This is a genomic window from Ancylobacter sp. VNQ12, from assembly GCF_049445835.1.
Lineage (GTDB): Bacteria > Pseudomonadota > Alphaproteobacteria > Rhizobiales > Xanthobacteraceae > Ancylobacter.
The window spans coordinates 1-26,581 of the sequence record NZ_JBMSDU010000001.1 but is presented as its reverse complement, the minus strand read 5'-3'; the positions used below and the strand labels follow the sequence as shown (position 1 = coordinate 26,581).

Sequence of the window (26,581 nt, the reverse complement as noted above, 5' to 3'; positions counted from 1 at the left end):
CGGGGAGAGGGGAGAAGCAAGACTCACCGCCGCGCCAGCCGGAAATACAGCTCAGACAGTCGCATCGGCAGGTCCTCGACGCGGCGGACCGGCATAGTGTTGGTCTTGCCGAAGATCGCCGGCCCGGAACCGACCCCGGTGGGGTCCAGCGTCACGCCGAAAGTGTCGATGCCCTTCGCGCGAAGCGCCAGCACCACGCGCCGCGCATCCTGCACCAGGTCTCCGGCGGCGACGTCGATGTCGGAGGGCTCGCCATCGGTCAGCACGAGAATGAGCTTGCGGAACGCCCGCACCCGGCCGATTTCCGCGCCGGCATGGCGCAGCGCAGCGCCGAGACGGGTCGACAGGCCGGGGGCAAGCCCGGCGAGCCGCCCGAGCGTCTCCGCCCCGAAGCTCTCCGCGAACCGCTTCACATAATGCAGTTGCACGTCGCCGCGCCCGGCCGAGGCGAAGGCCAACAGTGCAAAATCATCGCCGAGCCTCGCCAGCGCCTCGCCAAGCAGGACGACGGCGAGCTTCTCGACATCGAGCACGCTGGCCCCGTCCGCCAGCCGCGCGCGGGTCGAGTGCGAGACGTCGATCAGCACCAGCACGGCGACGTCACGCTGTAGCAACGCCGTGGAGCGGAATACCCTGAGGTCCGGCATCTCGCCGGCCCGCCGGGCGATGGCGAGGTCGATGGCCGCGTCGAGATCGAGCTCGTGCCCCTCGCTCTGGCGCCGGAGCCGGCTCGCCCTTCCGACCCTCGCCGCGCGCACCAGACGGGCGATGCGCGCCCGCACCGCGAATGCCCTAGCCTGCGCCCGCGCGAGTTCGCCGGCGTCGGCAGCACACGGCGGCATTTCCTTCACCGTGGTCCAGTCCTCCCGCTCGATGCCGGCGCCCGGATCCCATTCCGGATAGGTGGCGATCACCACCCCCTCGGGCCGCGCGGCAACACTCGGGCGCGCTCGTCCGGCACGGCCGGAGGCCGGATCGCCCTGCGATTTGCCGCCCTCCCCTTCTCGCCGCTCCACCCGCGCGGCTTCGACCAGCAGTTCGATCTCCTCGCTCGTCTCCGGATCGATCTGCGAGAAGTCCCACAGGCCCAGCCCGTCGTCGCGATAGACGGGCTCCACCGCATGGCCGCGCGCATCGAAGGGGATGCGGCGCTGGCCGATATCGTTGGCGAGGCGCGTGCCGATATTGAGGCTGATGGCGGGGTCGTCGATGCGGGGAAAGGCGGCACGGAAAAGGCACTGCGCCTTGCCGACGAGATCATCGGGGTCGTCATAGGCAGGATCGAACAGGCCCCGCGCCACCCGCGCCAGCAGCGCCGCGACGGTCGGCCCCTTCTCCGGCCCGGCGCGATGATAGGGCGCCCAGAGCCGGCGCAGACCGGGATAGGCACGCATCGCCAATTCCTCGATCCGTGCATCCTCCACCAGCGTGGCGAGGGCGATCTGCACCGGCTTGAATTTGCCGACGGGAAAGCGCGGATTGCCGAAGGCGAGATGCGCGCCGGCGTGGACCGCGGTCGCGAGATAAAGCTGCCGCGCGACCGAGCCTTCGACACCAATCAGCACCTCCGGCAGGCGGATGACCGGTCCGGCAATGCTGGCGCGGCGCGGGACGTCAGGCGCGGACGGCGGCAGCGACCGCAGCTCCGGCGCCCTGCCCCACAGCGCGGTCAGCACCCGCCCGAGTTCTTCCTCGACCTCGGCAAATCCCGCGCCGGCGCCGATGCGCGCGGCGAGGCTGCGCGCCAGCGGATCCTCCAGCGAAAAGAACGCCCGCCGCCGCGAAGGGTCGCGTCCCGCTGCCCGCAGTCCCGCCTCGATGAAATCGGCGAAGGCCACGCCATGGCCGGCATGCCACACTCGTTCCGCCCGCGCGGCGAGGGTCTCGACACTCTCCGGCGCGGCCTGTGCGAGCCGGTGCAGGGCCCGCCACAAGTGCGCATCCTCGCCGCCGATCTGCCGCTCCAGCCGCAGGAGGGCGTCGAGCACGGCGATCGCCGCCGCCGCTCCCGCCTCGCGGCAGATCGCGGCGAGATGCGCACTCATCTCTCCCAGTTCGGCCGGATCGCGCCGCCCCGCCAGTTCACCGCTCGCCCGCCAGAAGGCGATAAGACACAGCGCCCCGGCATTGGCATCGACCAGCGCGAGGACGCCAGCCGCCCAAGGCTCCAGCGCCTCCTCGGAACGGCGGGCGGCGAGGCGTCGCCAGATGACCTCGAACGGCCCGCGCAACGTCTCGCGCGCCCGCATCAGCTCCGCCAGCCGGGCGGCCGCCGGCCCGGCCCGCTCCCGCACCGCGCTCATGCGAAGCAGGCGGCAATCGCCGCGCCGAGCGCCCGGCGTACATCGGCGTCGTCGGTCATCGGCAGCACGATGCCGGCCTGCACCGCGGCTTCGAGCGACACGCCGCCCGCCGCCAACCGCCCGGCATGGATCAGCATGCGGGTGGAGGCGCCCTCGTCCAGCCCCTGGCCGCGCAGATTGCGCGAGCAGGCGGCAATGGCGACGAGGGTGCGCGCGAGGGCGAGATCGGCGCCGGCCTCGCGCATGACGATCTCGGCCTCCAGCGCCGGGGCGGGATAGTCGAAATCGATGGCGATGAAGCGCTGCTTGGTGGATTCCTTCAAGTCCTTGACCGCGCTCTGGTAGCCGGGATTGTAGGAGATCACGAGCTGGAAATCGGCATGAGCCGGGACGATCTCGCCGCGCTTCTCCAGCGGCAGCATGCGGCGCGCATCGGTCAGCGGATGGATGACGACGGTGGTGTCCTGCCGCGCCTCGACGATCTCGTCGAGATAGCAGATGCCACCATGGCGCACCGCCTGGGTCAGCGGCCCGTCGTGCCACACCGTGCCCTCGCCGCTCAGCAGGAAGCGTCCGGCAAGGTCGGCGGCGGTCATGTCCTCATGCGCCGCGACGGTGATCAGCGGTTGGCCAAGGCGCCAGGCCATATATTCGACGAAGCGCGTCTTGCCGCAGCCGGTCGGCCCCTTCAGCATCACCGGCAGGCGGTGGCGCCATGCCGCCTCGAACACGGCGACCTCATCGCCGACCGGCCGGTAATAGGGCTCGGCAGCGAGGCGATAGGCGGACAGGTCGATGTCGCTCAGCATGGGGAGTCTCCGCGTCGGGTCTGTCGCGGGAGTCCTCACCCCAGGCAGGAGCGGACGGCCCGCCAGAGCATTTCTCGTTCGGATGTTCCATCCGAACGGAAAGAGCCCAAGGGCTGCCGGCAATCCCTGCCGAAAGGCCGGCGACGTCACTGTCGCAGCCTCCGAGACATTAGATGTCCGTTCGCCGCGCTGCACAAGAGGGAAGGATGCGGACGCAATCGCCGCCTCGCAGCTTATCATCCGGCATCCACCGCAGGAGGTCGCCATGCAGGAAGTGCCGCTGCCCGAGGTCTATCAGTTGCTGGAGCCTGGACCGGTGGTGCTGCTCACCACGACCGACCGTGGACGCGCCAACGTCATGACCATGTCCTGGCACATGATGGTGGAGTTCACCCCGCCGCTCATCGCCTGCGTCGTCAGCGAGGGCGATTACAGCTTCCAGGCCCTGCGCAAGCACCGCGAATGCGTCATCGCCATCCCCGCCGTCGAACTGGCGGAGAAGGTGGTGGCTGTCGGCAACACGCATGGGCGGGACACCGACAAGTTCGCCGCCATCGGCCTCACGCCGGTGCCGGCGAGCAAAGTAGCGCCGCCTCTGGTGCAGGAGTGCTTCGCCAACCTCGAATGCCGCGTCATCGACACGCGGCTGGTCAACCGCTTCAACCTGTTCGTGCTGGAAGTGGTCGCCGCCTGGCGCGATCCCAAGCAGAAGGCGCCCCGCACCATCCACCATCGCGGCTATGGCCGCTTCACCGTCGACGGTGAGACCATCACGCTCGCGTCGAAAATGCCCTGAGGCAAGCCTTACTGCGCCGCCTGCAGCGCCTTGCGGAAGCGCAGCGCCGCCAGGAAGAAGAACGCCGCGCCGATGGCGGCCAGCGCCAGCATCTGCGGCCAGATCACCGCAAACCCGGCGCCGCGGTAGAGGATGGCCTGCGACAGAGCGACAAAATGGGTGGAAGGCGAGAGCTGCATCACATTCTGCAGCCAGACCGGCATGCTCTCCATCGGCGTGGTCGAGCCCGACAGCAGGTTCATGATGATCAGTGACGGCATGACGATGAGGCCGAACTGCGCCATCGAGGTCGACACCGTAGCGATGAGGATGCCGAGCGCCGTCACCGAGAACTGGTAGACCAGCATCGCCCCGACGAAGAGCAGGATCGAGCCCTGCACCGGCACGCCGAGCAGCCACTCGACCACGATCAGCAGCGACAGCGTCGCCGCGATGACGATGACGATGCCGTTGGCCCAGATCTTCGCCAGCATGATCTCCATCGGCGTCACCGGCATCACCAAGAGGTGCTCGATGGTGCCGTGCTCCCGCTCGCGGATCAGCGCCGCACCGGAAAGGATCACCGCCAGCATGGTGACATTGTTGATGACCTGCATCACCGCGGTGAACCACGCCGATTGCAGGTTCGGGTTGAACATCGCGTGGACCACGACATTGACCGGCTGCGTCGTCGCCGCGCTGGGCATGGCGGCGAGCACTTCCTGGATCAGGATGTTCTGGATGTAGGAAGCGCCGTTGCCGGCCTGCGACATGGCGGTGGCGTCGATGTCCAGCTGGATCGTCGGGTAACGGCCGGCGATGACGTCGTGCTCGAATTTCGGCGGGATCGACACCACGAAGACGAAGCGGCCGGAATCCATCGCCCGGTCGACCTCGTCGGCGCCGATCAGCACCGGCTCCTTGAAGAACGGCTTGAGCAGCGCGTCGCGCAACCGGCGCGACAGTGCGGTCTGGTCCTCGTCGACCACCGCGACGGCGGCGTTTTCCACCTCGAACTTGGCGCCGGTGGCGACGGTATAGATCGCGATGGTGAAGGTGTAGACGATCAGCCCCGCCAGCACCGGGTCAGCCTTTAGGCTGTAGAGTTCCTTGATGCCGAGCCGGAACACGCGGGCGAGCCTTGCGAACATGCTCACGCTCCCTGCTTGCGTAGCGCGACCATCGCCGCGGCGATGAAGCCAAGGGCGAACAGGAAGGTCACGGCGATGTTGGGCCACAGGTCGGCGAAGCCGAGCGCCTTGGTGAAAGTGCCGACGCTCACCTGCTCGTACCAGGCCGAGGGGAAGGCGAGCCCCATCAAGCGCGCGCCACCCGACAGCGAGGACACCGGCACCAGCAGCCCGGAGAAATTCACCGCCGGAATGATGGAGATGATGGCGGTCGCGAAGATCGCGGCGACCTGACTCTTCACGAAGCTGGAGATCAGCAGGCCGAAGCCGGTGGTCGCCAGCACATAGGCGAGCGAACCGAGCGCCAATGTCGCCATCGACCCCTTGACCGGAACGCCGAAGATCAGCCGCGCCGTGATCACCAGCGTAATGAAGCTGACGAAGGCGATAACGGCATAAGGCAACTGCTTTCCGAGCAGGAATTCGAGACGTGTCACCGGCGTCGACTGGAAATTGGTGATGGAGCCGGTCTCCTTCTCCTTCACCACGCCGAGCGCGGTCATGATCGCGGGGATCAACACCAGCATCAGCATGATGACGCTCGGCACCATGGCGTTCACGCTCTTGAACGCCTGATTGTAGCGGTAGCGGGGCTCGATGGAGATGGGATAGGGCGGCGTGTCCTGGCCGGTGGTGCGCATCTGCGCGTCGGCGAGGTAGCTCTGGGCGATGCCCTGGACATAGCCGCGCGTGGTCTCCGCCCGAAACGGCATGGCGCCGTCCACATAGACGCCGACTTCCGGCACGCGCTCGCGCAGCAGGTCGCGGCCGAAATCGGGCGGCACCTCGATGGCGAGCTTGAGCTCACCATCCTTCAGCCGGCGATCGAGTTCGTCGGTCGACGAGATCGCTGCATGGGTCTCGAAATAGCGCGAGCCCTCGAAGCTCTCCAGCAACTGCCGGCTTTGCAGGCTCTGGTCCTGGTCGAAGGCGGCATAGGGCAGATTCTCGACATCGAAGGAGATACCGTAGCCGAAGGTGAGCAGCAGCAGAATCGGCCCAAGGAAGGCGAAGGCGAGCCGCGCCCGGTCGCGCACGATCTCCAGTGCCTCGCGGCTCGCATAGGCCCAGAGCCGGCCAATATCGAAGCGGCGCATGCGGGCCATCGCGGCGGATCGTTGCTTCAGCTCCCCGCCCTGCTCGCGCCCCATCCCCGCCGCCTCCAGCACGGCGATGAACACCTCTTCGAGCGTGTCCATCCCGCGCGCGCGCTTCAGCTCATCGGGCGTGCCGACGGCAAGCACCTTGCCGGCATGCATGAGCGAGATGCGATCGCAGCGCTCGGCCTCGTTCATGAAGTGGGTGGAAAGGAAGATCGTCACGCCGTCCTGCCGCGACAACTCGATCAGCGTGCGCCAGAAACCGTCGCGTGCCACCGGATCGACGCCGGAGGTCGGCTCGTCGAGGATGAGGATCTCCGGCCGGTGGATCACCGCCACGGCGAGTTGCAACCGCTGACGAATGCCGAGCGGCAGGCTCTCGGGGCGTTCGTCGGCAACATCGGAAAGGTCGAAGCGCGCCAGCATCTCGGCCACGCGACCCTCGACATCGGGAAGCTCGAACAGCCGCGCGTGCAGCACGAGATTCTGCCGCACGGTGAGTTCCGCGTAGAGCGAGAAGGCCTGCGACATGTAGCCGACGCGCTTGCGCGTCTCCATGTCGCCGCCGGCCAGCGGCGCGCCGAACAGCTTGGCCTCTCCCTCGCTCGCCGGCAGAAGGCCGGTGAGCATCTTCATCGTCGTCGACTTGCCCGAGCCGTTGGAGCCGAGGAAGCCGAAGATCTCGCCCTTCTCGATGCGGAAATTAACATGGTCGACGGCGACGAAATCGCCGAAGCGGCAGGTGAGGCCGTTCGCCTCTATGGCCGGCGCGCCATCATGGATCACGCGCGGCAGGTCCGGCAACGGTTCAGCGGCACCGCGCTGGGCTTCCGGCAGCAGGGCGACGAAGGCACGCTCCAGCGTCGCCTCGCCAGCCTTGGCGCGGATTTCCGCCGGACTGCCGGTGGCGAGGATCTTGCCGGCATTCATCGCCGCCAGCCAGTCGAAGCGCTCGGCCTCCTCCATATAGGCAGTGGCGACGACGACGCTCATGCCGGGCCGGCGCGCCCGTAGCCGGTCGATCAACTCCCAGAACTGCCGGCGCGAGAGCGGATCGACGCCGGTCGTCGGCTCGTCGAGAATGACGAGGTCGGGATCGTGGATCAGCGCGGCGCAGATGCCCAGCTTCTGCTTCATGCCGCCCGACAGCTTGCCGGCGGGGCGGTCGGCGAAAGGGGCGAGGCCGGTGGCGGCGATGAGTTCGGCGATGCGCTCGTGCCGCTCGGTACCACCCTGCCCGAACAACCGGCCGAAGAAATCGAGATTCTCCGCGACGCTCAGCGTCGGGTAGAGATTACGCCCGAGGCCCTGCGGCATATAGGCAATGCGCCCGCCAGCCTCGCGCCGCCAGGCGGAATCCGCCATGTCGCCGCCGAGCACGCGGACCGTGCCGTCTTGAATCCGCGTCACGCCCGCGGCAAGCGACAGCAGCGTCGACTTGCCCACGCCGTCCGGCCCGATAAGCCCGGCCATGCTGCCCGCCGGCACGGCAAGATCGACCCCGTCCAGGGCGGTGATCTTGCCGTAGCGATGGACCACGCCGCCGAGGGAAATCACCGCCCCCTTGGCCGTTGCCGCCTCGTTCATTGCGGCAGCTTCACCGCCAGCGCGTCCGGCCATGCCGCGGCAGGATCGGTGCGCACATAGGCGACGCCGCGCACGCCGGTCTTCACCCGGTCCTCATACTGTTTGAGCAGTTCGGGAGCGATGCGCAGCTTGATCCGAAACATCAGCTTCTCGCGCTCATCCGCGGTCTCCACGGATTTGGGCGTGAACTGCGCGCCCGCCGCCACGAAGCTCACCGTCGCCGGAATCACATAGTCGGGCGCCGGATCGAGCACGATGCGCGCCTCGTCGGCCATGGCGAGGCGGCCGGCGACGCGGGCAGGCACGAAGACGGTCATGTAGACATCGCCGAGGTCCAGCAGCGTGACGATGGGCGCGCCCGCCGCCACAACCTCGCCCGAGCGCACCAGCTTGTATTCGACGCGACCGCGGCGCGGCGCCTTCAGCGTCGAATCGTCGATCAGCGACTGGATGCGCGCGACATCCGCGCGGGCGGCATCGGCGGCGGCGAGCGCCTCCTCCAGCGAGGCCTGCGCGGCACGCTGGGCCGCCACGGCGACCGTCAGCTGGCTCTGGCGCAGATCGAGCGCCTGGATTGTGCCGTAGCCGCCTTCCTTCAGCTTGGAGGCGCGCTCGAACTCCTGTTCGGCAAGCGTATGCTCGCTGTCGCGCTGTGCGATCTGCGCCTCGGCCTCGGCCACCGACTTCTCGGCGCGGCGCACCTGTGCCACCGTCCCGGCAAGCTGGGCTTCCAGCTCGCTGGTGTCCATGAGCGCCACCGTCTGGCCGAGATCGACGGTTTGGCCCTCCTCGACCAGCACCTGCGCCACCCGGCCGGCGAGCTTGGAGGCGATCAGCACCTGCTCGGCCTCGATCCGCCCATTGGTCTGGAAGAACCCCGCCGGCAGCCGGTTCCCGCTGAGCCGGGCGATCAGCGCCTGCAGCTTGGCTCCAAGACCGGCATTCGCCGGCGAATCCTGCTGGGCCGCCACAGGCCCGACGAAACCCACGAAAAACACTGCCGCCAAAAGCGAATAGACGGGCAACCGTCGCTGGCTTGCCATCTCAACTCCATAAGCTCGGATGCGGAACGGACCCGCGCAGCATGGCGCGCATGGCCATATTCGCCAAGTTGTACGAGAGGATAGCCAACCTTTCCGCAGCCGTCTTGACCGCGATCAACGAAGAATTCGAAATGGCAGGCATCATGACTTACCGCGTGCCGAGCGAGGAGATGCGATGAGGGCTATGGTTCTCCACGCCTATGGCGAGCGGCTCCGACTCGAGGAGCGGCCCACCCCTACGCCGGGGCCCGGCGAGATTCGCGTGCGCGTCGAAGCCTGCGCGGTGTGCCGCACCGACCTTCACGTCGTCGACGGCGAACTCCCCCCGGCGAAATTGCCCGTCATTCCCGGCCACGAGATCGTCGGCATCGTCGAGGCGCTGGGCAAGGGGGTCGACGCGCCCGCTCTCGGCACCCGCGTGGGCATCCCCTGGCTCGGCCACACTTGCGGCGTCTGCCCGTACTGCACGTCGCATCACGAGAATCTGTGCGACGACCCCTTGTTCACCGGCTACACGCGTGACGGCGGCTTCGCCACCCATGTCGTGGCGGATGCCGCCTTCTGCTTCCCGCTGGCGGGCTTCGACGATCCCGTCGCCGCCGCGCCGCTGATGTGCGCTGGGCTGATCGGTTGGCGCACGCTGAAAATGGCGGGCGACGCACGGCGCATCGGCATTTATGGCTTCGGCGCCGCCGCGCACCTGATCGCCCAGGTCTGCCGCTGGCAGGGGCGCGAGGTCTATGCCTTCACGCGGGCGGGCGATGTGAACGCGCAGCAGCTGGCCCTCTCGCTCGGCGCGCGCTGGGCCGGCGCCTCGGAGGACGCCCCGCCTGCGAGGCTCGACGCCGCGCTGATCTTCGCGCCGGTCGGCGCGCTGGTGCCCGCCGCGCTGCGCTCCCTGCGCAAAGGCGGGCGGGTGGTGTGCGGCGGCATCCACATGAGCGACATCCCGCAATTTCCCTATTCCATCCTGTGGGAGGAACGGCAGGTCGTCTCAGTCGCCAACCTCACCCGCGAGGATGCGACGGAATTCCTCGCCCTCGCGCCCGTGGCCGGCGTGACCGCGATCACCACCACCTACCCGCTGGAACGCGCCAACGAGGCACTCGCGGACCTGCGCGCCGGCCGATTCCAGGGCGCCGCCGTGCTGGTCCCGTGACGGCCCGACCAGCCCGCCCTATGTGCAGATAGAGACCAGACCGATCGGAAGGAAAAATCGACGATGGCCGACGCGACCTCGAAGGCGACGCTGAGCCCGGAACGCCTCCAGCACATGCACGCATGGTGGCGGGCGGCGAACTACCTCTCGGTCGGCCAGATCTACCTCCTGGACAACCCGCTGCTGCGCGAGAAGCTCACCCTCGATCACATCAAGCCGCGCCTGCTCGGCCATTGGGGCACGACGCCAGGACTGAATTTCCTCTACGTCCATCTCAACCGCGTCATCCGCGACACCGGCGCGAACGTGCTGTTCATCGCCGGTCCGGGCCATGGCGCGCCGGGCGTGGTGGCCTCCACCTATCTGGATGGAACCTACAGCGAACTCTTCCCCGACATCTCGCGGGACGAGGAGGGCCTGCGCCGGCTGTTCCGCCAGTTCTCCTTTCCCGGCGGCATCCCGAGCCACGCGGCGCCCGAGACGCCCGGCTCGATCCATGAGGGCGGCGAGCTCGGCTATTCACTCTCCCACGCCTATGGCGCGGTACTGGACAATCCGGACCTGATCGTCGCCTGCGTCATCGGCGACGGCGAGGCCGAGACGGGCCCGCTCGCCACCTCCTGGCACGGCAACAAGTTCCTCAACCCCGCCGCCGACGGCGCGGTGCTGCCGATCCTCCACCTCAACGGCTACAAGATCGCCAACCCCACCGTGCTCGCCCGCATTCCGCATGACGAACTGAAAAGCCTGCTGCAGGGCTATGGCTACGACCCGATCTTCGTCGAAGGCGAGGAGCCCGAGCCGATGCATCAGGCCATGGCGGCCGGCTTCGATGAGGCATTCGCGAAGATCGCCACGATCCAGAAGGCCGCGCGCGAGGATGGCGTGACGACACGCCCGCGCTGGCCAATGATCGTGCTGCGCAGCCCCAAGGGCTGGACCGGGCCGAAGACGGTCGACGGCAAGAGGGCGGAAGGTTTCTGGCGCTCGCACCAGGTGCCGTTCTCCGACATGTCGAAGCCCGAGCATGTCACGCTGCTCGAAGACTGGATGAAGAGCTACAAGCCTGAGGAGCTGTTCGACGCGGCGGGCTGTCTGAAACCCGAGATCGCCTCGCTCGCGCCCGAGGGCGAGAAGCGCATGAGCGCCAATCCGCACGCCAATGGCGGCGCGCTGCGCCGCCCCCTGCGTCTGCCGGATTTCACCGACTATGCCGTGAAGCTGCCTCATCCCGGCGCGGTCGATCTGGAATCGACCTATGTGATGGGCACCTTCCTGCGCGACGTGATGAAGGAGAACCTTGCCGCGAAGAATTTTCGCGTGTTCGGCCCGGATGAGACCGCCTCCAACCGGCTGCAGGCGCTGTTCGAGGTCACGGACCGCGCCTGGAACGCCGAGAAGCTCTCCTATGACGACCATCTCGCGCTGAACGGGCGCGTGACCGAGATGCTGTCCGAGCACATGTGCCAGGGCTGGCTGGAGGGCTATCTCCTCACCGGCCGGCACGGGCTGTTCTCCTGCTACGAGGCATTCATCCACATCGTCGATTCGATGTTCAACCAGCACGCCAAATGGCTGAAATCCTCCAGCGAGGTGGAGTGGCGCCGGCCCATCGCCTCGCTCAACTACCTGCTCACCTCGCATGTCTGGCGGCAGGACCATAACGGCTTCAGCCATCAGGATCCCGGCTTCATCGACCATGTGGTGAACAAGAAGGCGGATGTCGTGCGGGTCTACCTGCCGCCGGACGCCAACACGCTGCTCTATGTGACGGACCACTGCCTGCGCTCATGGAACCGGGTGAACGTCATCGTCGCCGGCAAACAGCCCGCGCCGCAATGGCTCGACATGGACGCCGCCATCAAGCACTGCGCGCAGGGCATCGGCCTGTGGGAATGGGCCAGCAGCGACCAGGGCGACGAGCCGGATGTGGTGCTCGCCTGCGCCGGCGACGTGCCGACGCTGGAGACACTGGCCGCCGCCAGCCTGCTGCGCGACTATTTCCCCGAGCTGAAGGCGCGGGTGGTCAACGTCGTCGACCTGATGACGCTGCAACCGAAATCCGAGCACCCGCACGGGCTGTCGGACGCGGATTTCGACGCGCTATTCACCCGGGACAAGCCGGTGATCTTCGCCTATCACGGCTATCCCTGGCTCATTCACCGCCTCGCCTATCGCCGCACCAACCACGACAACATGCATGTGCGCGGCTATGTCGAGGAGGGCTCCACCACCACGCCCTTCGATATGGTGGTGCGCAATCGGCTCGACCGCTTCCACCTCGTCGCCGACGTGATCGACCGTGTGCCGAAACTGCAGGGCGACGTCCATGTCCGACAGGCTATCCGCGACAAGCTGACGGAGCATGCGCGCTACATCCGTGCTCATGGCCTTGACCTGCCGGAGGTGCGCGACTGGCGCTGGCCCGGCGGGGCCTGACCGCCCCGCACGGCGTTCCTTCCTGACAGGCGGCGGACAGCTTCCCGCGACTAGCGTGCCGGCGATCGATGCAGTTCGCCGATCGTCAGTAAAGGAAGCCCCATGCGCAAGATCATTGCCGGCATCGTCGCCCTCTCGGCCCTCACTCCCGTTGCCGCTTTTGCCGGACCTGCCTGTACCACCGAAGCCAAGGATAAGTGGATGACCGAGGATGCCATGAAGGCGAAGGTCACCGAGATGGGCTACCAGAAGATCAAGACCTTCAAGGTCTCGGGCAGCTGCTACGAGATCTACGGATATACCAAGGACAACCGCAAGGCCGAGGTGTATTTCAATCCGGTCACCGGCGCCGTCGTGAAGTCCGAAATCGACTGATGGCGTCTCAAGCAGCTCAGGCCGGTGACGTGCAGTCGCCGGCCACGGGCGCCAGCGTCCGGGTGTGGGATCCGGTCGTGCGCCTGTTCCACTGGACGGTCGTCGCCGGCTGCATCCTCAACCTGTTCGTTCTCGAAGACGGCGAACTGCCGCACGAAATCGTCGGCTATGTCGTGGCCGGCGCACTCGTTATCCGCCTCGTCTGGGGGGTCGTCGGCACGAAATATGCGCGTTTCCAGGACTTCGTGCCGACGCCCTCGCGTCTCCGCCGTTACATCGCAGCGCTTGTCGCCGGTCGCGAGCCGCGCATGCTGGGCCACAATCCGGCCGGTGCGGTCATGATGCTGGCGCTCATGGTGCTGCTCGCCGGTGTCTCGCTCACGGGCTGGATGATGGGTCTCGACGCCTTCTGGGGCGAGGACTGGCTGGAAGAGCTGCACGAAGCCCTTGCCAATGGCATACTGGTTCTGGCGCTGGTCCATGCGGCGGCAGCTCTGTTCGAAAGCTGGCGGCACCACGAAAACCTCGTCTGGTCCATGGTGACTGGCCGTAAACGGGCGTGAGGGGCGGTGAGACTGCTGCTTGTGGAAGACAGCGCGCGTCTGCGCGAGCTGGTCGGCGACACGATACGTGACGCCGGCTGGCGGCTCGATGCCGTGAGCGATCTCGGCAAGGCCGACGACGCCCTCGCCACCACCCGCTACGACCTCGTGCTGCTCGATCTCGGGCTGCCCGACGGCGACGGTCTCGAGCTGCTGCGCGCCTTGCGCCGCCGCAAGGACGCGACGCCAGTTCTCGTGCTGACCGCACGCGGCGCGGTGGACGAGCGCATCGCCGGCCTCGACGCCGGGGCTGACGACTATCTCGTCAAGCCATTCAACAATGGCGAGTTGCTCGCCCGCGCGCGGGCATTGCTACGCCGCGCGCCGCTCTCAGTCGATCCGGTGCTGGAGGCCGGTGCGCTGCGCTTCGATCCCGCCACGCATGAGACCAGCTGCGCCGGCGAAATCGTCGCCCTCGCCCCGCGCGAGCGTGCCGCGCTGGAAATCCTCATGCGCAACGCCGGGCGGGTGACGCCGAAGCGCGGGCTGGAAGAAGGGCTGTCCGAGTTCGACGAGGAGGTGAGCCCGAACGCCATCGAAGTGGTGCTCTCGCGCCTGCGCCGCAAGCTCGCGCCGCATCCGACCGGCACCGCCATCGAGACGGTGCGCGGGGTCGGCTACATGCTGCGCGAGACCGGCGCGTGAACGTGCGGCGGGCGCGCCCGCTGGGGCGGATCGTCGCCGGGCGCATCATCGCCTTCGCCGCGCTGGCCATGCTGGCGCAGCTCGTCATCGTCCTCGGCCAATATGCCAGCGACCCGGAGAACCTTGCCCGGCTTACGCTGGAACAGGAAACCTCCGAACTCGCCGGCGGCCTCGCGCGCAACGGCACGCGGCTGGCGTTCCAGCTGCCGCGCGAGCTTGCCTCGCGCTACGATACTGAGGGCTCCGGCTATGTCGCGCGCGTGCGCACGGCCAGCGGCGTGGTGCTCTTCTCCCATTGCGACCGGGCGTGCACCGAGCACTTCCTGCCCCTCGACCTCAACCCGCCCTCCTTCTGGATGCGCATCCTCGCGCCCGGCTATCCGCTTTCCTTCGCCGGCGGACGGACGGTGGAGATCGGCGATCGCAGCGCGTTCATCGAGCTTGCCGTCACCGGCGACCCGCAGGGCGCGATCTGGGGCGTGCTGGCGGAGGAGGCCCTGGACCACATGGTGCTGCCGATGAGCCTCACGCTCATCTTCGTGCTCGGTGCCACGCTGTTCTCACTACGCACGGCACTGCACCCGGTGACGGTCGAGGCGGAAAAGGCCGAGCGCCTCGACCCGCTCAGCCCCGATGCGCGACTCGACGAGGCGGGCATGCCGCTGGAGATCGCCCAATTGACCGGCGCGGTGAACCGCTCCTATGCCCGCACCCGCGAATTGATGGCGGCGCAGAAGCTGTTCACCTCGGCCATCGCCCACGAGATCCGCACCCCGCTCGCGGTGATCCGGCTGGAGCTGGAGCGCATCGACCATCCGGCGGCGCGGCGCGTGACCGCCGAACTCGACGAGCTCACCCACTTCGTCGAGCAACTGGTCACGCTGGCGCGGCTGGAAGCCTCCGACCGTACCGGCTTCGCCCCCATAAATCTCGCCGAGCTCGGTCGCGACAGCGTCGGCACGCTGGCTCCCTTCGTCTATTCGCACGGCGCCTCCATCGCCTTTGACGGGGTCGCCGAGCCGACGATCACCGCCCATGCGGCGCTGCTCAAGGACGCAGTGCGCAACCTGATCGAGAACGCCGTGCGGCACGCCGGCCCCGGCATCGCGATCACCGTCGCCACCGATGGCGGTCCCGGCCTCGGCGTCAGTGATGACGGCATCGGCTTCGAGGCGGAAAAACCGCAGACCGGCGCCGGTCACGACGCGCCAGGCCATTACAAACGCGCCGGCGGCCTTGGCATCGGGTTGGAAATCGTCCGCCGCATCGCCGCGCTGCATGGCGGGCGGCTCGAGATCACGCCCAACGTGCCGCACGGCACGGTGGCCCGGCTGGTCTTTCCACCGCCGCCCGGCGAGATCACACCCGCTCGATGAGTGCCATGGCGGCCGCGGGATTGTGCAGCTTGAAGCCGCTAATGACGAACAGGAACACCTCGCGCGGCTCCACCTTTGCTGCCGGCGCGAGAAGCCCATCCTTCAGCGCGGCCGGCGTCTGCCCCGCCGACCATGCCTTGGCCGCCTCCGCCCAGCCGTCCAGCGCCTTGCCGGAATAGCCGAGTTCCTCGTCTTCCCGCGTCCCCATGATGCGGGCATAGACGAAGGGTGCCGTTACATCGGCGATGGCGGGGAACTCCGAGTCCCCGGCGAAGATGATGGCGACACCATATTCCCGCGCCAGCGCGACGAATTCCGCGTTCTTGAAGCTGTCGTGCCGCACCTCCACGGCATGGCGCAGCGCGATGCCGTCGACACTTTTCGGCAGCAGCTTGAGGAAGCCTTCGAAGTCGGCGGGGTCGAACTTCTTGGTGGCCATGAACTGCCAGTTGATCGGACCAAGCTTGTGCTTCAGCTCGGCGATGCCGCTGGTAACGAAGCGCTCGACGGATTCGCCCGCCTCGGCGAGAACCCGGCGATTGGTGGTGAAGCGCGATCCCTTCAGCGTGAACACGAAATCGTCGGGCGTCTCCGCGAACCATTTGGCGAAGCTCTCCGGCTTCTGCGAGCCGTAATAGGTGCCGTTGATCTCGATGGCCGTGAGCTTCGAGCCGGCATATTGCAGCTCGCGCTTCTGAGCGAGGCCGTCGGGATAGAACGCCCCGCGCCACGGCTCATAAGTCCAGCCGCCGACGCCGATGCGGATATGCCCGTGCTTCGCCATGATGGCCTCGTTCGCCTGTGTGAAGGGCGGGCAGGATAGGAGCCGGCCCCGGCTCCGGCAACCCGATCTCACTGGTCGATCGGCAGCGCCTGCGCGTGCTTCACCTGGCTCAGGGCGAAGCTGGATTCGATCGAGGCGACGCCTTCCAGCCGCGTCAGCGTACGCTTGAGGAAGGCCTCATAGGCCGGCAGGTCCTTCACCACGATGCGCAGCAGATAATCGCGCTGGCCGGTCATCAAATAGCACTCGACGATCTCCGGCCAGCGCGCGATCGCCCTGGCAAAGCGGTCGAGCTCGTCTTCGCGCTGGCGCTCCAGCCGGATCGAGGCGAACACGCTGATCGGCAGCCCGACCTTTTCCTGATCGAGGATGGCAACATAGCCCCGGATGACGCCCGCCGCCTCCATCTGGCGCACCCGCCGCGCGCAGGGCGAAGGCGAGAGCCCGACCTTGGCGCTGATCTCCTCCATCGTCGCATGGGCGTTTTCCTGCAACGCCACGAGAATCTTGCGGTCGATCCCATCGAGCTTCGCTTCTGCCATTTTCCGCTAATCCCGAGAGTGATCCTGGCTGAATTCGCCATTGTGCTGCATTCCGCTAGCCTACAATGCCTGCCTCAGCTCGCACCACCGATGTAATCTCTCTTTCCTGCAAGCCGGAGAGAGAACATGGCCGCGGAACGGGTGGAATTGCTTGAGGAACTCGAGCGCAAGGTGCTGTGGCTGGCCATGTGGACGATCCACAACGCCAACCATCTCCGCCCCAGCGCGGACGGGCTGAAGGTCGGCGGCCACCAGGCCTCCTCGGCCTCGCTGGCCACGATCCTGACGGCGCTCTATTTCAAGGCGCTGCGCCCAGAGGACCGGGTGGCGGTGAAGCCGCATGCGAGCCCGATCTTCCACGCCATCCAGTACCTGTTCGGCAACCAGACACGCGCCAAGCTGGAGAATTTCCGCGGCTACAAAGGCGCGCAGTCCTACCCCTCGCGGACGAAGGACATCGACGACGTGGATTTCTCCACCGGTTCGGTCGGCCTTGGCGTGGCGCAGACGCTGTTCTCCTCGCTGGTGCAGGATTATCTGCGGGCGAAAGACCTCGGCACCGCTTTGCCCGAGGGCAAGATGGTCGCGCTGGTCGGCGATGCCGAGATGGACGAGGGCAACATCTTCGAGGCGCTGCTGGAGGGCTGGAAGCACGGCCTGCGCAACACCTGGTGGATCGTCGACTATAACCGCCAGAGCCTGGACGCCGTGGTGCGCGAAGGCTTGTGGGAGCGCTTCGAATCCATCTTCCACAATTTCGGCTGGGACGTGGTCATCCTCAAATATGGCCGCCTGCTGGAGGCTGCCTTCACCGAGCCCGGCGGCGAGGCGCTGCGCCGCTGGATCGACACCTGCCCCAACCAGCTTTATTCGGCGCTGACCTTCCAGGGCGGCAAGGCGTGGCGCCGGCGTCTGCTCGATGACATCGGCGATCAGGGCCCGGTCACGGCGCTGATCGAGGCGCGCTCCGACGAGGAGCTGGGCCAGCTCATGACCAATCTCGGCGGCCATGACCTGGCCTCGCTGCTGCACGCTTTCGAGGAAGCGCGCACGCATGACCGCCCGGTCTGCTTCATCGCCTACACCATCAAGGGTTTCGGCCTGCCTCTCGCCGGCCACAAGGACAACCATGCCGGACTGATGACGCCGGCGCAGATGGAAGATCTGCGCGCCCGGCACCGAATTCGCCCGGGTCATGAATGGGACGCCTTCGAAGGCCTCGCCACGCCGGCCACCGAACTCAGGGCCCTCATCGAGGCCGCGCCGTTCAACGCGCGCGGCGCACGCCGCTACAAGGCGCCGGCAATCGAGGTTCCGGCAAAGCTGTCGGTGCAGCTTCAGCCCGCCATGTCGACCCAGCAGGGCTTCGGCCTGCTACTGAACGACATCGGCAAGCAGGACAGCGAATTCGCCAGCCGCGTCGTCACCACCTCGCCGGACGTGACGGTCTCGACCAATCTCGGCGCCTTCGTGAACCGGCGCGGCCTGTTCGCCCGCGAGGAACTGGCCGACACCTTCAGGAAGGAACGCATCCCCTCCACCTTCAACTGGGAGTTCTCGCCCAAGGGCCAGCACATGGAACTCGGCATTGCCGAGATGAACCTGTTCATCATGCTCTCGGCGCTCGGCCTGTCGCACTCCATCTTCGGCGAGCGGCTGCTCCCCGTCGGCACGCTGTATGATCCGTTCATCGAGCGCGGCCTCGATGCCTTGAACTATGCCTGCTACCAGGATGCCCGCTTCATCCTCGCCGCCACGCCCTCGGGGGTCACGCTAGCGCCGGAGGGCGGAGCGCACCAGTCCATCGCCACGCCGCTGATCGGCATGACGCAGGATGGGCTGGCCAGCTTCGAGCCGGCCTTCGTCGACGAACTCGCCGTCATATTGCGCTTCGCCTTCGACCACATGCAGTGCGAGAACGGCGGCTCGACCTATCTGCGCCTGTCCACCCGCACCATCGAGCAGCCCAAGCGCACGCTCGACGCCGCGCTCACCGAGGACATCGTCAAGGGCGGCTACTGGATGCGCCGGCCGGGGCCGAACGCGCAGGTGGTCGTCGCCTATTCCGGCGCGCTGGCGCCAGAAGCCATCGAGGCCGTCGGGCTCATCGCCGAGGATCGGCGCGATGTCGGCCTGCTCGCCATCACTTCGGCGGATCGGCTGCACGCGGGATGGACGGCGGCGCAGAAGGCACGCGAGGACGGCTCGGCGCAGGCCCGCAGTCCTGTGGAGACGCTGCTGGCCCACGTGCCGCAGGATTGTGCGCTGATTACCGTCGTCGACGGTCACCCGGCGACGCTGAGCTGGCTCGGTTCGGTGTGGGGCCACCGCACCCGCGCACTCGGCGTCGAGCATTTCGGCCAGACCGGAACGATTGCCGATCTCTATCGCCATTACGGCATTGATGCGCAGGGCATCGCCCGCGCCGCGCAGGCCATCGCACCCGGCCGGCCCATCCGCTATCTCAGGGCAGTGTGAAAAGAAAAGGCGCGCCGGTCTTCGCGGGACCGGCGCGCCAGTTTGCTAGACGATCATCAGTGAGAGCCTGCGATCGCATTGGGAAGGCACGGTGCACACCGCGAACGGCGCGCACCGGGGAATAAAAGGGTCAGCTCGCCTTCTTGAACTTCGCGGCCTCTTCCGAGCCGCCGGTCGCGTTGCCCTTGGAATAGGAATGCGCGCCGACGCCGGCGAGATTGCCGCCCTGCACGATCAGGTACTCGTCGCGGATGGGACGCCCCTCGAAGAAGCATTCGAGAATTTCGCGCGTGCCGGCGGCATAGCGCGTCTGCGCGGTCAGCGACGTGCCGGAAATGTGCGGCGTCATGCCGTTCCACTTCATGGTGCGCCAGGGATGGTCCGCCGGCGCCGGCTGCGGGAACCAGACGTCACCGGCATAACCGGCAAGCTGGCCGTTCTCGAGCGCCCGCGCCACTGCGTCGCGGTCGCACAGCTTGCCGCGGGCGGTGTTGACGATATAGGCGCCGCGCTTGAACAGCTTCAGCGTCTCGTCATTGATCATGTGCTCGGTTTCGGGGTGCAGCGGGCAGTTGAGCGTGACCACGTCGCAATGCGGATACATCTCCTCGCGCGTGGCGTGCCAGGTGAGGTTCAGCTCCTTCTCGACCGCTTCCGGAAGGCGGTGGCGGTCGGTGTAGTGCAGCTTCACGTCGAACGGCGCGAGGCGGCGCAGGACGGCAAGACCGATACGACCGGCAGCCACGGTGCCGACGCTCATCGCCTCGAGGTCATAGGAGTGCGCCACACAGTCGGCGATGTTCCAGCCGCCCTTGCGCGCCCAGTCATGCGAGGGGAGATAGTTGCGTACCAGGCCCAGGATCATCATCACCACATGCTCGGCGACGCTGATCGAGTTGCAGTAGGTGACTTCCGCGACGGTGATGTTGCGGTCGATGGCCGACTGCAGGTCGACGTGGTCCGAGCCGATGCCCGCGGTCAGAGCGAGCTTGAGGTTCTTCGCCTTGGCGATGCGCTCGGGCGTGAGATAGGCCGGCCAGAAGGGCTGGGAAATGACGACGTCGGCGTCGACCAGCTCGCGCTCGAACACCGAGTCCGGCCCATCCTTGTCCGAGGTCACGACCAGCGTGTGGCCGTTGGCTTCGAGGTACTTGCGCAGGCCCAGTTCGCCGGAAACGCTCCCCAGCAACGTGCCGGGGACAAAATCGATCGCCTTCGGCGTCGGCAGGGTCTGGCCGCCGGGATAGTGGTCGATCCTCGGCAGATCGTCACGAGCATAGGACTTGGGGTAGCCGTCGATCGGATCGTCGTAAAGAACGCACAGAACCTTCGCCATAGTCGCGTCTCCTCTCATTGGGGTAAGTGGGGACGCTTCCGCCGCGGGAACGGCAGACCGCTCGGCTCCGAACGCCAAGGCTTCGAAACTTGTCCGTTTCCGGCGCGCTTTCTCACAGACGAGTTGCCGCTGATGCTCGTAAGCGCGGCGCGACGGGGCATCCTCCACGTCGGCTAGCCTGCGGTTGATCTTTCCGCCGCTTCGCTGCCGACCATTTGAACGTAGGGCGAGGAGTGAAAATCTCAAATTGAAAGGGATGAACAATTGATAGATACCGACGATGAAGCCGGCATTACCTGGAAATATTCTCAATCGACTTTTCGCGACCGGCGCCGTCGGGCGACAGGCTGCGCGCCAGCTTCAGCAGCGCCGCGGCGACCGGGCTCAGCGGATCGCGGTCGGAGAGCACAAGGCCGACCGGCTGCACATGCACCGGCTCGACGAGGGGCACCGCGACGAGGTCGGCTGCATCGCCCAGCCCCTGGAAACTGGCTTCCGGCACGATGCTGGTCCACGGCCCGCGCCGCACGAAACTCCACACGCCCATGAAGGAATTGGTCTCGATGGCCGGCTGCGAGACGAGCCCCGCCTCGGTCATTACATGATCGATGATGCGCCTGTTCTGCATATCCGGGGTGAGCAGGCAGAGCGGCTGCCCCGCCGCCTCCGCCCAGCGGATCGACCGGCGCCGCGCGAGGGGATTGTCCGCCCGCGTCACGAAGACATAGCGTTCCGTATAGAGCGGCACGCGCCGCACCCGGTTCAGCGGCTCGTTCTCGAGATAGGTGATGCCGGCATCGAGATCGAGTTCGTCCAGTCCGCGCTGGATCGCCGCCGAGCTCAGTGTCAGCATCTGCACCTTCACCTCCGGGTGACGGTCGCGGAAGGGGGCGAGCAGCGCCGGCGCCGCGGCAGTCGCCGCCGGAATCGCACCCACGCGCAATGTTCCGCTCAGGCGCCCGGAAGGGTCAGCCCGCTCCTGCCGCAGGCTCTCGTAATCTGCCGCGATCTGCCGGGCCCAGGCCAGGACGCGCTCCCCCTCTGCGGTGAAGCCGAGAAAGCGGTGGCCCCGCACGACGACAGGCAGGCCGAGCTCCTGCTCCAGCTTGCGGATACCCGCCGACAGCGTCGGCTGGGACACGTGACAGGCCTCCGCCGCCCTGCCGAAGTGCTTCTCGCGCGAAAGCGCGACAAGGTAGTGCATTTGCCGGACGAACATCGGGCTGCTCCAATCGGCGTCGGGACAACACCGCAGATGGGGTTTTATTCCCGAACCGATACAGGATCAAAATACGCCGCGAGCCGGCGCCGAAAAGCCTTCGGCTTCTCGGCGAACAGCCGCGCATGCAGACGCAGGGCCGATACTGTCAGTCTTAGCTGGCGAGCACGGGCAGCCTCTGCAAGCGGCGCGTTCCAGCCCGGCACCGGCTGCCCCTCAAGGGAAGCTTGCCCGAGCCTCTCCAGCAGTACCGAAAGGTCCTGGAACTTGCCCAGCTTCTCCCGGAGCCGCTGGAGTTCGACCTCCCACACCCGGCCAACTGCCGGCCAGGCATGGGTGACGAGCGCCATCTGGTAACGATGGGCGACAACTGCCTTGCGCAGATTGTGCAGGCTCTCGGCGTCGCCGGGATCCACCTTCCGCCCCAGCCGGCGGGCGATCGCATATTCGCCGGTCATGGCGCGCAGCAGCGCAGGGATGCGGCACGCACCCGTCAGCCGAGTAGCGGCGGTCTCGGTGGCCGCGATCAGCCGCGCCAGTTCCTCGCGATGTGGCGCCAGGCCGGCATCCTGCGCTTGCGAACCGCGCGGAACGAGCACACGTCCCGCCGTCTTGCGCAGCGCCGGCGTGAGCAGATCCTTCTCCATCAGATCGTCCAGCGCCTCACGCCGGGCGGCCATGTCGCGGGCGCCGGAGAGCTGACGCGCCGCCTCGCCGAGTTCACGGCGCAGCGTGCGGGCCTCCACGGCCGCCTCGCGGCTGCCGGTCTCCCGCCGAACCAGTCGGAGCAACGCACGCAGCCGCTTGAAGGCTTTGCGCAGCTCATGCACCGCTTTGACCGGATCCGCGACGGCGAGCGCCGTCCGCGCCTCTCCGGCAGCCTCCATGATTGCCTCGCCAAGCGGATCAACCGTGGCGCGCGCCGACGGCTCGCCCGGGGCTGCGGGCGCAGAGCCGCCATGCACAGTCTCGAGCATAAATAATTCCCCTTTTCCTGTAGACACTTAGTCCAAGGATGCGGACCAAGCGCGACGGTCCGATGACAAAAAGTAGCCCATGCCCCTTTCATTTGACCATCCGGATTGCTAGATACCCGGCGTCGGCGGCGCCACTGGCGCCTTGCACCGGCTCTGACGCGGGGTGGAGCAGCCCGGTAGCTCGTCAGGCTCATAACCTGAAGGCCGCAGGTTCAAATCCTGCCCCCGCAACCACTGATACAGACAAACCCGCAGCCTCGGCTGCGGGTTTTGTTTTTCTGCTGGTCTTTCCGATTGCCTGGCGCTCGGTCCATTCAAGGATGGTGCGCAGTTCGCCGTGCAGCGCCGCGAACATCTCGCCTCGTTCATTGCCGGGCGTGAGCACGATCCGTTCGATCAGCATCCGCAGGGCTTCCGCTGCCTGAGGCCTCTCCTCTGGCCTATTCAGCGCACGGGTCAGAGTCGCCACCTTGCTCGCATAGATGACCGCTGCCCTCGCCAGCATGTCCGGAACGTCGTTGGGAACATCGATCAGTAGCTCCGAAAGCTCCTTTTTTCGGGCCTCCAACGCGTCCATTTCGGCCTTCATGCTCTCATGGAACATTCCAGCCTTGATGGCCTCAATGATGCCCCTGATCTGTTTTTCGACTTTGACCAGCTCCGCTTTCCAGGCGTCGCCGTTCGAGCGGCGCTCCCGGTTGAGCCGGTTCGTCTCATCGGCATAGGCACGCATCGCCTCTGCCGCGACCTCAGGTGCCATCATCCGACCCTTGAGACCGGCAAGCACCCGGCGCTCCAACTCCTCGCGCGGGATCGTTCGGCTGTTGGAGCAGCTACCCTTGCTGATGTGGTTTGAGCAGGCGAAGCGGTCGGATCCGCGCAGAGAATACGGACCGCCACAGCAGCCGCAGAATATCAGCCCCGAGAGCAGCGATTTCGGCCTGCGGCCACCGTTCAGTCGATTCTTGGTATGGTGATCACGGATCGCCTCGGTGACATTCACGTACTTCTCGTTGATCTCGCCTTGCCGCTCGCGCACGGCTTGCCACAGCTCGTCGTCGACGATCCGGAGCTCGGGGACGTCCTTGACGATCCACTCCGAGCCCGGATTCATTCGCGAGACGCGCTTCCCAGTTGACGGGTCTTTGACATATCGAAGCCGGTTCCAGAGCAAGCGGCCGACATAAAGCTCATTGTTCACGAGGCCGGTTCCGCGCTTGACGTGACCGCGGATCGTTGTGTCGCTCCACAGTTTGCCGCTCGGGCCGGGAATGCCCTCCTCGTTCAGTCGGCGCGCAATTGTGCGCGGACCTACACCATCCGCGAACTCGCGAAACACACGTCGAACAATGTTGGCTTCGACCTCGTCGATCTCACGGTCTCCCCGAACGGGATTGCCGTATGTGCCGAGCTTCTTCACCACCTTGTAGCCGTAGCAGAGCCCACCGCCCGACTTGCCGTCCTCGATACGACCACGGAGGCCGCGATGCGTCTTGGCGGCAAGGTCCTTGAGGAAAAGCGCGTTCATCGTGCCCTTCAGGCCGACATGCAATTCGCTGATCTCGCCTTCGGCCAATGTGACGATCGGCACGTCGGCGAATTTGAGGTGCTTGAACAGCGTCGCAATGTCCGCCTGGTCGCGGCTGATGCGGTCCAGCGCCTCGGCCATCACCACATCGAATTGTCCCGCCTGCGCGTCCTGCAACAGCATCTGGATGCCAGGTCGCAGGATCATGCTGGAACCGGAAATCCCTGCGTCCTTGTAAGTGGCGACCACCTTCCACGTGTCGCGTCTCGCCTGCTCCCGGCAGAGGCGAAGCTGATCTTCGATTGAGGCTTCCCGCTGGTGATCTGAGGAATAGCGGGCATAGAGCGCGACGCGGGTCATCGACCTTCCTTTCGTGTCTCCATGGTCAGCGGCGGACGGCACCACTCTTCTTCGCTCGTGCCAGTTCGAGGAAGCTGGCCCTGATTTTCTCGAACAGCCCTGGCGGGATGAATCCGTAGCTGAACTCACCTAGCTTGCCAGGAACCGGCGACAGCCCGCCATTCGGCCATTCGTCGATATTGTGCTCCGATACGATTACCCAACTCGGCTCGCTGTCGAGGCCGATAGCCTCTTTCACCTTCGCCGGAATCTCGATCCCCACCGTATCCCCGGACGGCGGCGTATGGGTGATCGGCAGCAACACTACATAGCGAGGGCGCACAAGGGAATCGGTCGCGGCGACAAGGCAGGTCGGGCGATCCTTGCCTTGATCGCGGCCGGCAGCTGCCTCGTGCGTCCAGAGGTAATCATAGCGAAGGATGAGGCCGGGCTTTGGCTCAGGAAACGCCACGGCGAGCGCCTTACTTCAACAGGTCGTTCAGGTGCGTGTGCTCGGCGTCCATCTCCGCGCGTTCCACCGCGTCGATCACCACATCGATGGCGTCGGCCGTGCGGTGGGTCCGCTGCGCGGCGGCCCGAAGCCAGTCATAATGGTCAGCGGACATCAACACGAACTCGCGGCGTCCGTGCCGCGTGATCTCCACCGGCTCGCGCTGGGCCTGATGCTGGAACTCGCCGAACTTGCGCTGGAATTCGAGGGAGCCGACTCTCGCCATGGCGGGCATCCTTTCAGATCGAATGCCAGAATTATACGTATAATTTGTTTATGAGCAAAGCTGGAATTACACCTTGTCGCCCTTCGAACGTTTCCTCCGGACCTTCCGCTCCAACGCGATGTGCCGATCAAACTGCTCGCGGGCGATCTGGCGACTGATGATCCGGGCAAGACCCAGAAACGCCTCTTCAGCACGTCTGGCGCGGGCCAGCGCCGTCTCCGGTCCGGCTATCGGTCCGAGTGCCTTGGGGTTGTTCCTGTGCCGCTTGAGAGTCATTGCGTCCGAGAAATCGGTGCCGGAAAGGTCCGGGAATGACCGAAGACCTATCGGAGCGCATGGGGAAAGCCCCAAACGACGGTCGTGCGGCGAATAGGACGCCATCGCGTACAAATGGGACGCCTTGTCTGAGCGCGGCAGCGATCCGCAGCATGTCGGCTTCCCACGCGGTGTAGAAGCCGCGCCGACGCTCGCGCCATTGGATGTACCAGTCCCACACGATCGGGAAGACCAGCAGACCGAAGCTCAGGTTTTCCAGCGGTACACCGAAGCCATGGACCGCGCCGCTGGGTGAGGCTGCGAGCGCGCCGAACATCAGGCCGAGATGCTCGACCTTCTGCGACGCCGTCTCCTCGCCCCAGACACCGTTGCGCTGATAGCCGAAGGCCGTCAGCGTCGCCGTCTTGAACCGGACGAGGTCCACCATCTCCTCGGCCAGCAGGGGCGGCGCATCGAGCGCCGCACTTGCGAGGTCCGGATCCGGCAGCGATCCATCCTCTTCCCGGCAAAACCGGTACAGCCCGCGCGGCCGGGAGGATTGGTCGAGCAGACCGGGAAAGCGGATCGAGTAGCGCTGCTTCATGGCGGCGGCCTGGAATGTCAAACGGCGCGCAATATTGCCCCCCGATCGGCGTCCAATCTTGACCCCTTGAGGGGCTGAGGCGGTGAGGAGGCGGCGCGGCGGAGCTGGCTTGTGTTGCGCAGCCGCGCCGGCTCCGGGTCGGAGGAGCGCTTGGCTCAGAGCCTGTTCTTGAAGCGCCAGCTCTCGTTGCCGGTCTCGACGATGTCGCAGTGATGGGTCAGCCGGTCGAGCAGCGCGGTCGTCATCTTGGCGTCCCCGAACATTACAGGATACCCTCATCGTCGACCGGCTGGTGTCCGAGGTCACGATCACGGACCCACATCACGCCCTTTGCGGGCAACGGCTCACGCTCGTCCCGATGCGTTCGGCCCGCGGTCCG

At 66.6% G+C, this 26,581-nt stretch carries 22 protein-coding genes, 1 tRNA gene and 2 pseudogenes; 10 read left to right on the top strand and 15 right to left on the bottom strand.

Annotated features, from left to right (window positions below):
- Nucleotides 1-23: 23 nt before the first annotated feature.
- Both ACO2RV_RS00125 and ACO2RV_RS00120 read right to left on the bottom strand, forming a co-directional pair.
- Nucleotides 24-2,303 carry a nitric oxide reductase activation protein NorD gene (locus ACO2RV_RS00125; protein ID WP_423288539.1) on the bottom strand — a complete coding sequence of 760 codons (2,280 nt, stop codon included), beginning with the start codon at nt 2,301-2,303 and terminating at the stop codon, nt 24-26.
- Nucleotides 2,300-3,112, bottom strand: coding sequence for a CbbQ/NirQ/NorQ/GpvN family protein (locus ACO2RV_RS00120; RefSeq protein ID WP_423288537.1), 813 nt, complete (start codon nt 3,110-3,112; stop codon nt 2,300-2,302). Before ACO2RV_RS00120 ends, ACO2RV_RS00125 begins: the two co-directional genes overlap by 4 nt.
- A 265-nt stretch (nt 3,113-3,377) precedes the next feature.
- On the opposite strand from ACO2RV_RS00120, the gene ACO2RV_RS00115 reads away from it, so the two are divergent.
- Nucleotides 3,378-3,908, top strand: a complete 531-nt coding sequence (locus ACO2RV_RS00115) for a flavin reductase family protein (protein ID WP_423288535.1) — start codon at nt 3,378-3,380, stop codon at nt 3,906-3,908.
- 8 nt (nt 3,909-3,916) lie between these two features.
- Here the strand turns inward: ACO2RV_RS00115 and ACO2RV_RS00110 are convergent, their stop codons facing one another.
- The 3 genes from ACO2RV_RS00110 to ACO2RV_RS00100 are packed head-to-tail and all read right to left on the bottom strand — an operon-like array spanning nt 3,917 to nt 8,807.
- The gene (locus ACO2RV_RS00110) at nt 3,917-5,038 is read right to left on the bottom strand and encodes an ABC transporter permease (RefSeq protein ID WP_423288533.1); all 1,122 of its coding nucleotides are present in this window, start codon (nt 5,036-5,038) and stop codon (nt 3,917-3,919) included.
- A 2-nt stretch (nt 5,039-5,040) separates the two neighbouring features.
- Nucleotides 5,041-7,764 carry a ribosome-associated ATPase/putative transporter RbbA gene (gene rbbA / locus ACO2RV_RS00105; RefSeq protein ID WP_423288531.1) on the bottom strand — a complete coding sequence of 908 codons (2,724 nt, stop codon included), beginning with the start codon at nt 7,762-7,764 and terminating at the stop codon, nt 5,041-5,043.
- On the bottom strand, nt 7,761-8,807 hold the full coding sequence (locus tag ACO2RV_RS00100) for an HlyD family secretion protein (protein ID WP_423288529.1): 1,047 nt from the start codon (nt 8,805-8,807) through the stop codon (nt 7,761-7,763). Before ACO2RV_RS00100 ends, rbbA begins: the two co-directional genes overlap by 4 nt.
- A gap of 41 nt (nt 8,808-8,848) precedes the next feature.
- Here ACO2RV_RS00100 and ACO2RV_RS00095 point away from each other — a divergent pair, with 41 nt between their 5' ends.
- From ACO2RV_RS00095 to ACO2RV_RS00065, 7 genes are all read left to right on the top strand, one after another.
- Complete coding sequence (locus ACO2RV_RS00095) at nt 8,849-8,986, top strand: hypothetical protein (protein ID WP_423288527.1); 138 nt, start codon at nt 8,849-8,851, stop codon at nt 8,984-8,986.
- Nucleotides 8,983-9,966 (top strand): zinc-dependent alcohol dehydrogenase family protein, encoded by a 984-nt coding sequence (locus ACO2RV_RS00090; protein WP_423288525.1) that lies wholly within the window; start codon nt 8,983-8,985, stop codon nt 9,964-9,966. Before ACO2RV_RS00095 ends, ACO2RV_RS00090 begins: the two co-directional genes overlap by 4 nt.
- Before the next feature lie 63 nt (nt 9,967-10,029).
- Complete coding sequence (locus ACO2RV_RS00085; protein WP_423288523.1) at nt 10,030-12,405, top strand: phosphoketolase family protein; 2,376 nt, start codon at nt 10,030-10,032, stop codon at nt 12,403-12,405.
- Nucleotides 12,406-12,507: 102 nt separating this feature from the next.
- Nucleotides 12,508-12,780 (top strand): PepSY domain-containing protein, encoded by a 273-nt coding sequence (locus ACO2RV_RS00080; RefSeq protein ID WP_423288521.1) that lies wholly within the window; start codon nt 12,508-12,510, stop codon nt 12,778-12,780.
- The gene (locus ACO2RV_RS00075) at nt 12,780-13,343 is read left to right on the top strand and encodes a cytochrome b/b6 domain-containing protein (protein ID WP_423288519.1); all 564 of its coding nucleotides are present in this window, start codon (nt 12,780-12,782) and stop codon (nt 13,341-13,343) included. Before ACO2RV_RS00080 ends, ACO2RV_RS00075 begins: the two co-directional genes overlap by 1 nt.
- Nucleotides 13,344-13,349: 6 nt before the next feature.
- A complete protein-coding gene (locus ACO2RV_RS00070; RefSeq protein WP_423288517.1) occupies nt 13,350-14,027 on the top strand; it encodes a response regulator in 678 nt (225 codons plus the stop codon).
- Entirely contained in the window at nt 14,024-15,403 is a 1,380-nt protein-coding gene (locus tag ACO2RV_RS00065) for a sensor histidine kinase (RefSeq protein ID WP_423288515.1), read from the top strand. Before ACO2RV_RS00070 ends, ACO2RV_RS00065 begins: the two co-directional genes overlap by 4 nt.
- On the opposite strand, the gene ACO2RV_RS00060 is transcribed toward ACO2RV_RS00065, so the two are convergent.
- Both ACO2RV_RS00060 and ACO2RV_RS00055 read right to left on the bottom strand, forming a co-directional pair.
- Nucleotides 15,387-16,187, bottom strand: coding sequence for a DUF72 domain-containing protein (locus ACO2RV_RS00060; protein ID WP_423288513.1), 801 nt, complete (start codon nt 16,185-16,187; stop codon nt 15,387-15,389). The two genes, ACO2RV_RS00065 and ACO2RV_RS00060, sit on opposite strands and share 17 nt — an antisense overlap.
- Before the next feature lie 68 nt (nt 16,188-16,255).
- The gene (locus tag ACO2RV_RS00055; RefSeq protein WP_423288511.1) at nt 16,256-16,729 is read right to left on the bottom strand and encodes an Lrp/AsnC family transcriptional regulator; all 474 of its coding nucleotides are present in this window, start codon (nt 16,727-16,729) and stop codon (nt 16,256-16,258) included.
- 126 nt (nt 16,730-16,855) lie between these two features.
- Between ACO2RV_RS00055 and ACO2RV_RS00050 the strand changes: the two genes are divergently transcribed.
- Nucleotides 16,856-19,207, top strand: a complete 2,352-nt coding sequence (locus tag ACO2RV_RS00050) for a transketolase (protein WP_423288509.1) — start codon at nt 16,856-16,858, stop codon at nt 19,205-19,207.
- A gap of 130 nt (nt 19,208-19,337) precedes the next feature.
- On the opposite strand, the gene ACO2RV_RS00045 is transcribed toward ACO2RV_RS00050, so the two are convergent.
- From ACO2RV_RS00045 to ACO2RV_RS00035, 3 genes are all read right to left on the bottom strand, one after another.
- Nucleotides 19,338-20,543 (bottom strand): NAD-dependent formate dehydrogenase, encoded by a 1,206-nt coding sequence (locus ACO2RV_RS00045; RefSeq protein WP_423288507.1) that lies wholly within the window; start codon nt 20,541-20,543, stop codon nt 19,338-19,340.
- A gap of 292 nt (nt 20,544-20,835) precedes the next feature.
- Nucleotides 20,836-21,762, bottom strand: coding sequence for a LysR family transcriptional regulator (locus ACO2RV_RS00040; protein ID WP_423288505.1), 927 nt, complete (start codon nt 21,760-21,762; stop codon nt 20,836-20,838).
- A 44-nt stretch (nt 21,763-21,806) separates the two neighbouring features.
- Entirely contained in the window at nt 21,807-22,739 is a 933-nt protein-coding gene (locus ACO2RV_RS00035) for a CHAD domain-containing protein (protein WP_423288503.1), read from the bottom strand.
- Between the two features lie 157 nt (nt 22,740-22,896).
- Between ACO2RV_RS00035 and ACO2RV_RS00030 the strand changes: the two genes are divergently transcribed.
- Nucleotides 22,897-22,973, top strand: a tRNA-Met gene (locus tag ACO2RV_RS00030).
- Here the strand turns inward: ACO2RV_RS00030 and ACO2RV_RS00025 are convergent.
- From ACO2RV_RS00025 to ACO2RV_RS00005, 5 genes and pseudogenes are all read right to left on the bottom strand, one after another.
- Nucleotides 22,930-24,627: a recombinase family protein gene (locus ACO2RV_RS00025; RefSeq protein ID WP_423289843.1), complete on the bottom strand. Its 1,698-nt coding sequence runs from the start codon at nt 24,625-24,627 to the stop codon at nt 22,930-22,932. The genes ACO2RV_RS00030 and ACO2RV_RS00025 overlap by 44 nt on opposite strands.
- Before the next feature lie 25 nt (nt 24,628-24,652).
- Nucleotides 24,653-25,078 (bottom strand): hypothetical protein, encoded by a 426-nt coding sequence (locus tag ACO2RV_RS00020; RefSeq protein ID WP_423288501.1) that lies wholly within the window; start codon nt 25,076-25,078, stop codon nt 24,653-24,655.
- A 10-nt stretch (nt 25,079-25,088) separates the two neighbouring features.
- Nucleotides 25,089-25,343 (bottom strand): type II toxin-antitoxin system prevent-host-death family antitoxin, encoded by a 255-nt coding sequence (locus ACO2RV_RS00015; protein ID WP_423288499.1) that lies wholly within the window; start codon nt 25,341-25,343, stop codon nt 25,089-25,091.
- A 382-nt stretch (nt 25,344-25,725) separates the two neighbouring features.
- Nucleotides 25,726-26,247 (bottom strand): annotated as a pseudogene (locus ACO2RV_RS00010) (hypothetical protein); the annotation flags it as partial.
- Between the two features lie 110 nt (nt 26,248-26,357).
- Nucleotides 26,358-26,468: pseudogene (locus ACO2RV_RS00005) on the bottom strand (ATP-binding protein); the annotation flags it as partial.
- Nucleotides 26,469-26,581: the final 113 nt, after the last annotated feature.

Coding starts and splice junctions, on each gene's coding strand:
- ACO2RV_RS00125 (WP_423288539.1), bottom strand. CDS start 2,303: ATGAGCGCGGTGCGGGAGCGGGCCGGGCCGGCGGCCGCCCGGCTGGCG.
- ACO2RV_RS00120 (WP_423288537.1), bottom strand. CDS start 3,112: ATGCTGAGCGACATCGACCTGTCCGCCTATCGCCTCGCTGCCGAGCCC.
- ACO2RV_RS00115 (WP_423288535.1), top strand. CDS start 3,378: ATGCAGGAAGTGCCGCTGCCCGAGGTCTATCAGTTGCTGGAGCCTGGA.
- ACO2RV_RS00110 (WP_423288533.1), bottom strand. CDS start 5,038: ATGTTCGCAAGGCTCGCCCGCGTGTTCCGGCTCGGCATCAAGGAACTC.
- rbbA (WP_423288531.1), bottom strand. CDS start 7,764: ATGAACGAGGCGGCAACGGCCAAGGGGGCGGTGATTTCCCTCGGCGGC.
- ACO2RV_RS00100 (WP_423288529.1), bottom strand. CDS start 8,807: ATGGCAAGCCAGCGACGGTTGCCCGTCTATTCGCTTTTGGCGGCAGTG.
- ACO2RV_RS00095 (WP_423288527.1), top strand. CDS start 8,849: ATGGCGCGCATGGCCATATTCGCCAAGTTGTACGAGAGGATAGCCAAC.
- ACO2RV_RS00090 (WP_423288525.1), top strand. CDS start 8,983: ATGAGGGCTATGGTTCTCCACGCCTATGGCGAGCGGCTCCGACTCGAG.
- ACO2RV_RS00085 (WP_423288523.1), top strand. CDS start 10,030: ATGGCCGACGCGACCTCGAAGGCGACGCTGAGCCCGGAACGCCTCCAG.
- ACO2RV_RS00080 (WP_423288521.1), top strand. CDS start 12,508: ATGCGCAAGATCATTGCCGGCATCGTCGCCCTCTCGGCCCTCACTCCC.
- ACO2RV_RS00075 (WP_423288519.1), top strand. CDS start 12,780: ATGGCGTCTCAAGCAGCTCAGGCCGGTGACGTGCAGTCGCCGGCCACG.
- ACO2RV_RS00060 (WP_423288513.1), bottom strand. CDS start 16,187: ATGGCGAAGCACGGGCATATCCGCATCGGCGTCGGCGGCTGGACTTAT.
- ACO2RV_RS00055 (WP_423288511.1), bottom strand. CDS start 16,729: ATGGCAGAAGCGAAGCTCGATGGGATCGACCGCAAGATTCTCGTGGCG.
- ACO2RV_RS00050 (WP_423288509.1), top strand. CDS start 16,856: ATGGCCGCGGAACGGGTGGAATTGCTTGAGGAACTCGAGCGCAAGGTG.
- ACO2RV_RS00045 (WP_423288507.1), bottom strand. CDS start 20,543: ATGGCGAAGGTTCTGTGCGTTCTTTACGACGATCCGATCGACGGCTAC.
- ACO2RV_RS00040 (WP_423288505.1), bottom strand. CDS start 21,762: ATGTTCGTCCGGCAAATGCACTACCTTGTCGCGCTTTCGCGCGAGAAG.
- ACO2RV_RS00035 (WP_423288503.1), bottom strand. CDS start 22,739: ATGCTCGAGACTGTGCATGGCGGCTCTGCGCCCGCAGCCCCGGGCGAG.
- ACO2RV_RS00025 (WP_423289843.1), bottom strand. CDS start 24,627: ATGACCCGCGTCGCGCTCTATGCCCGCTATTCCTCAGATCACCAGCGG.
- ACO2RV_RS00015 (WP_423288499.1), bottom strand. CDS start 25,343: ATGGCGAGAGTCGGCTCCCTCGAATTCCAGCGCAAGTTCGGCGAGTTC.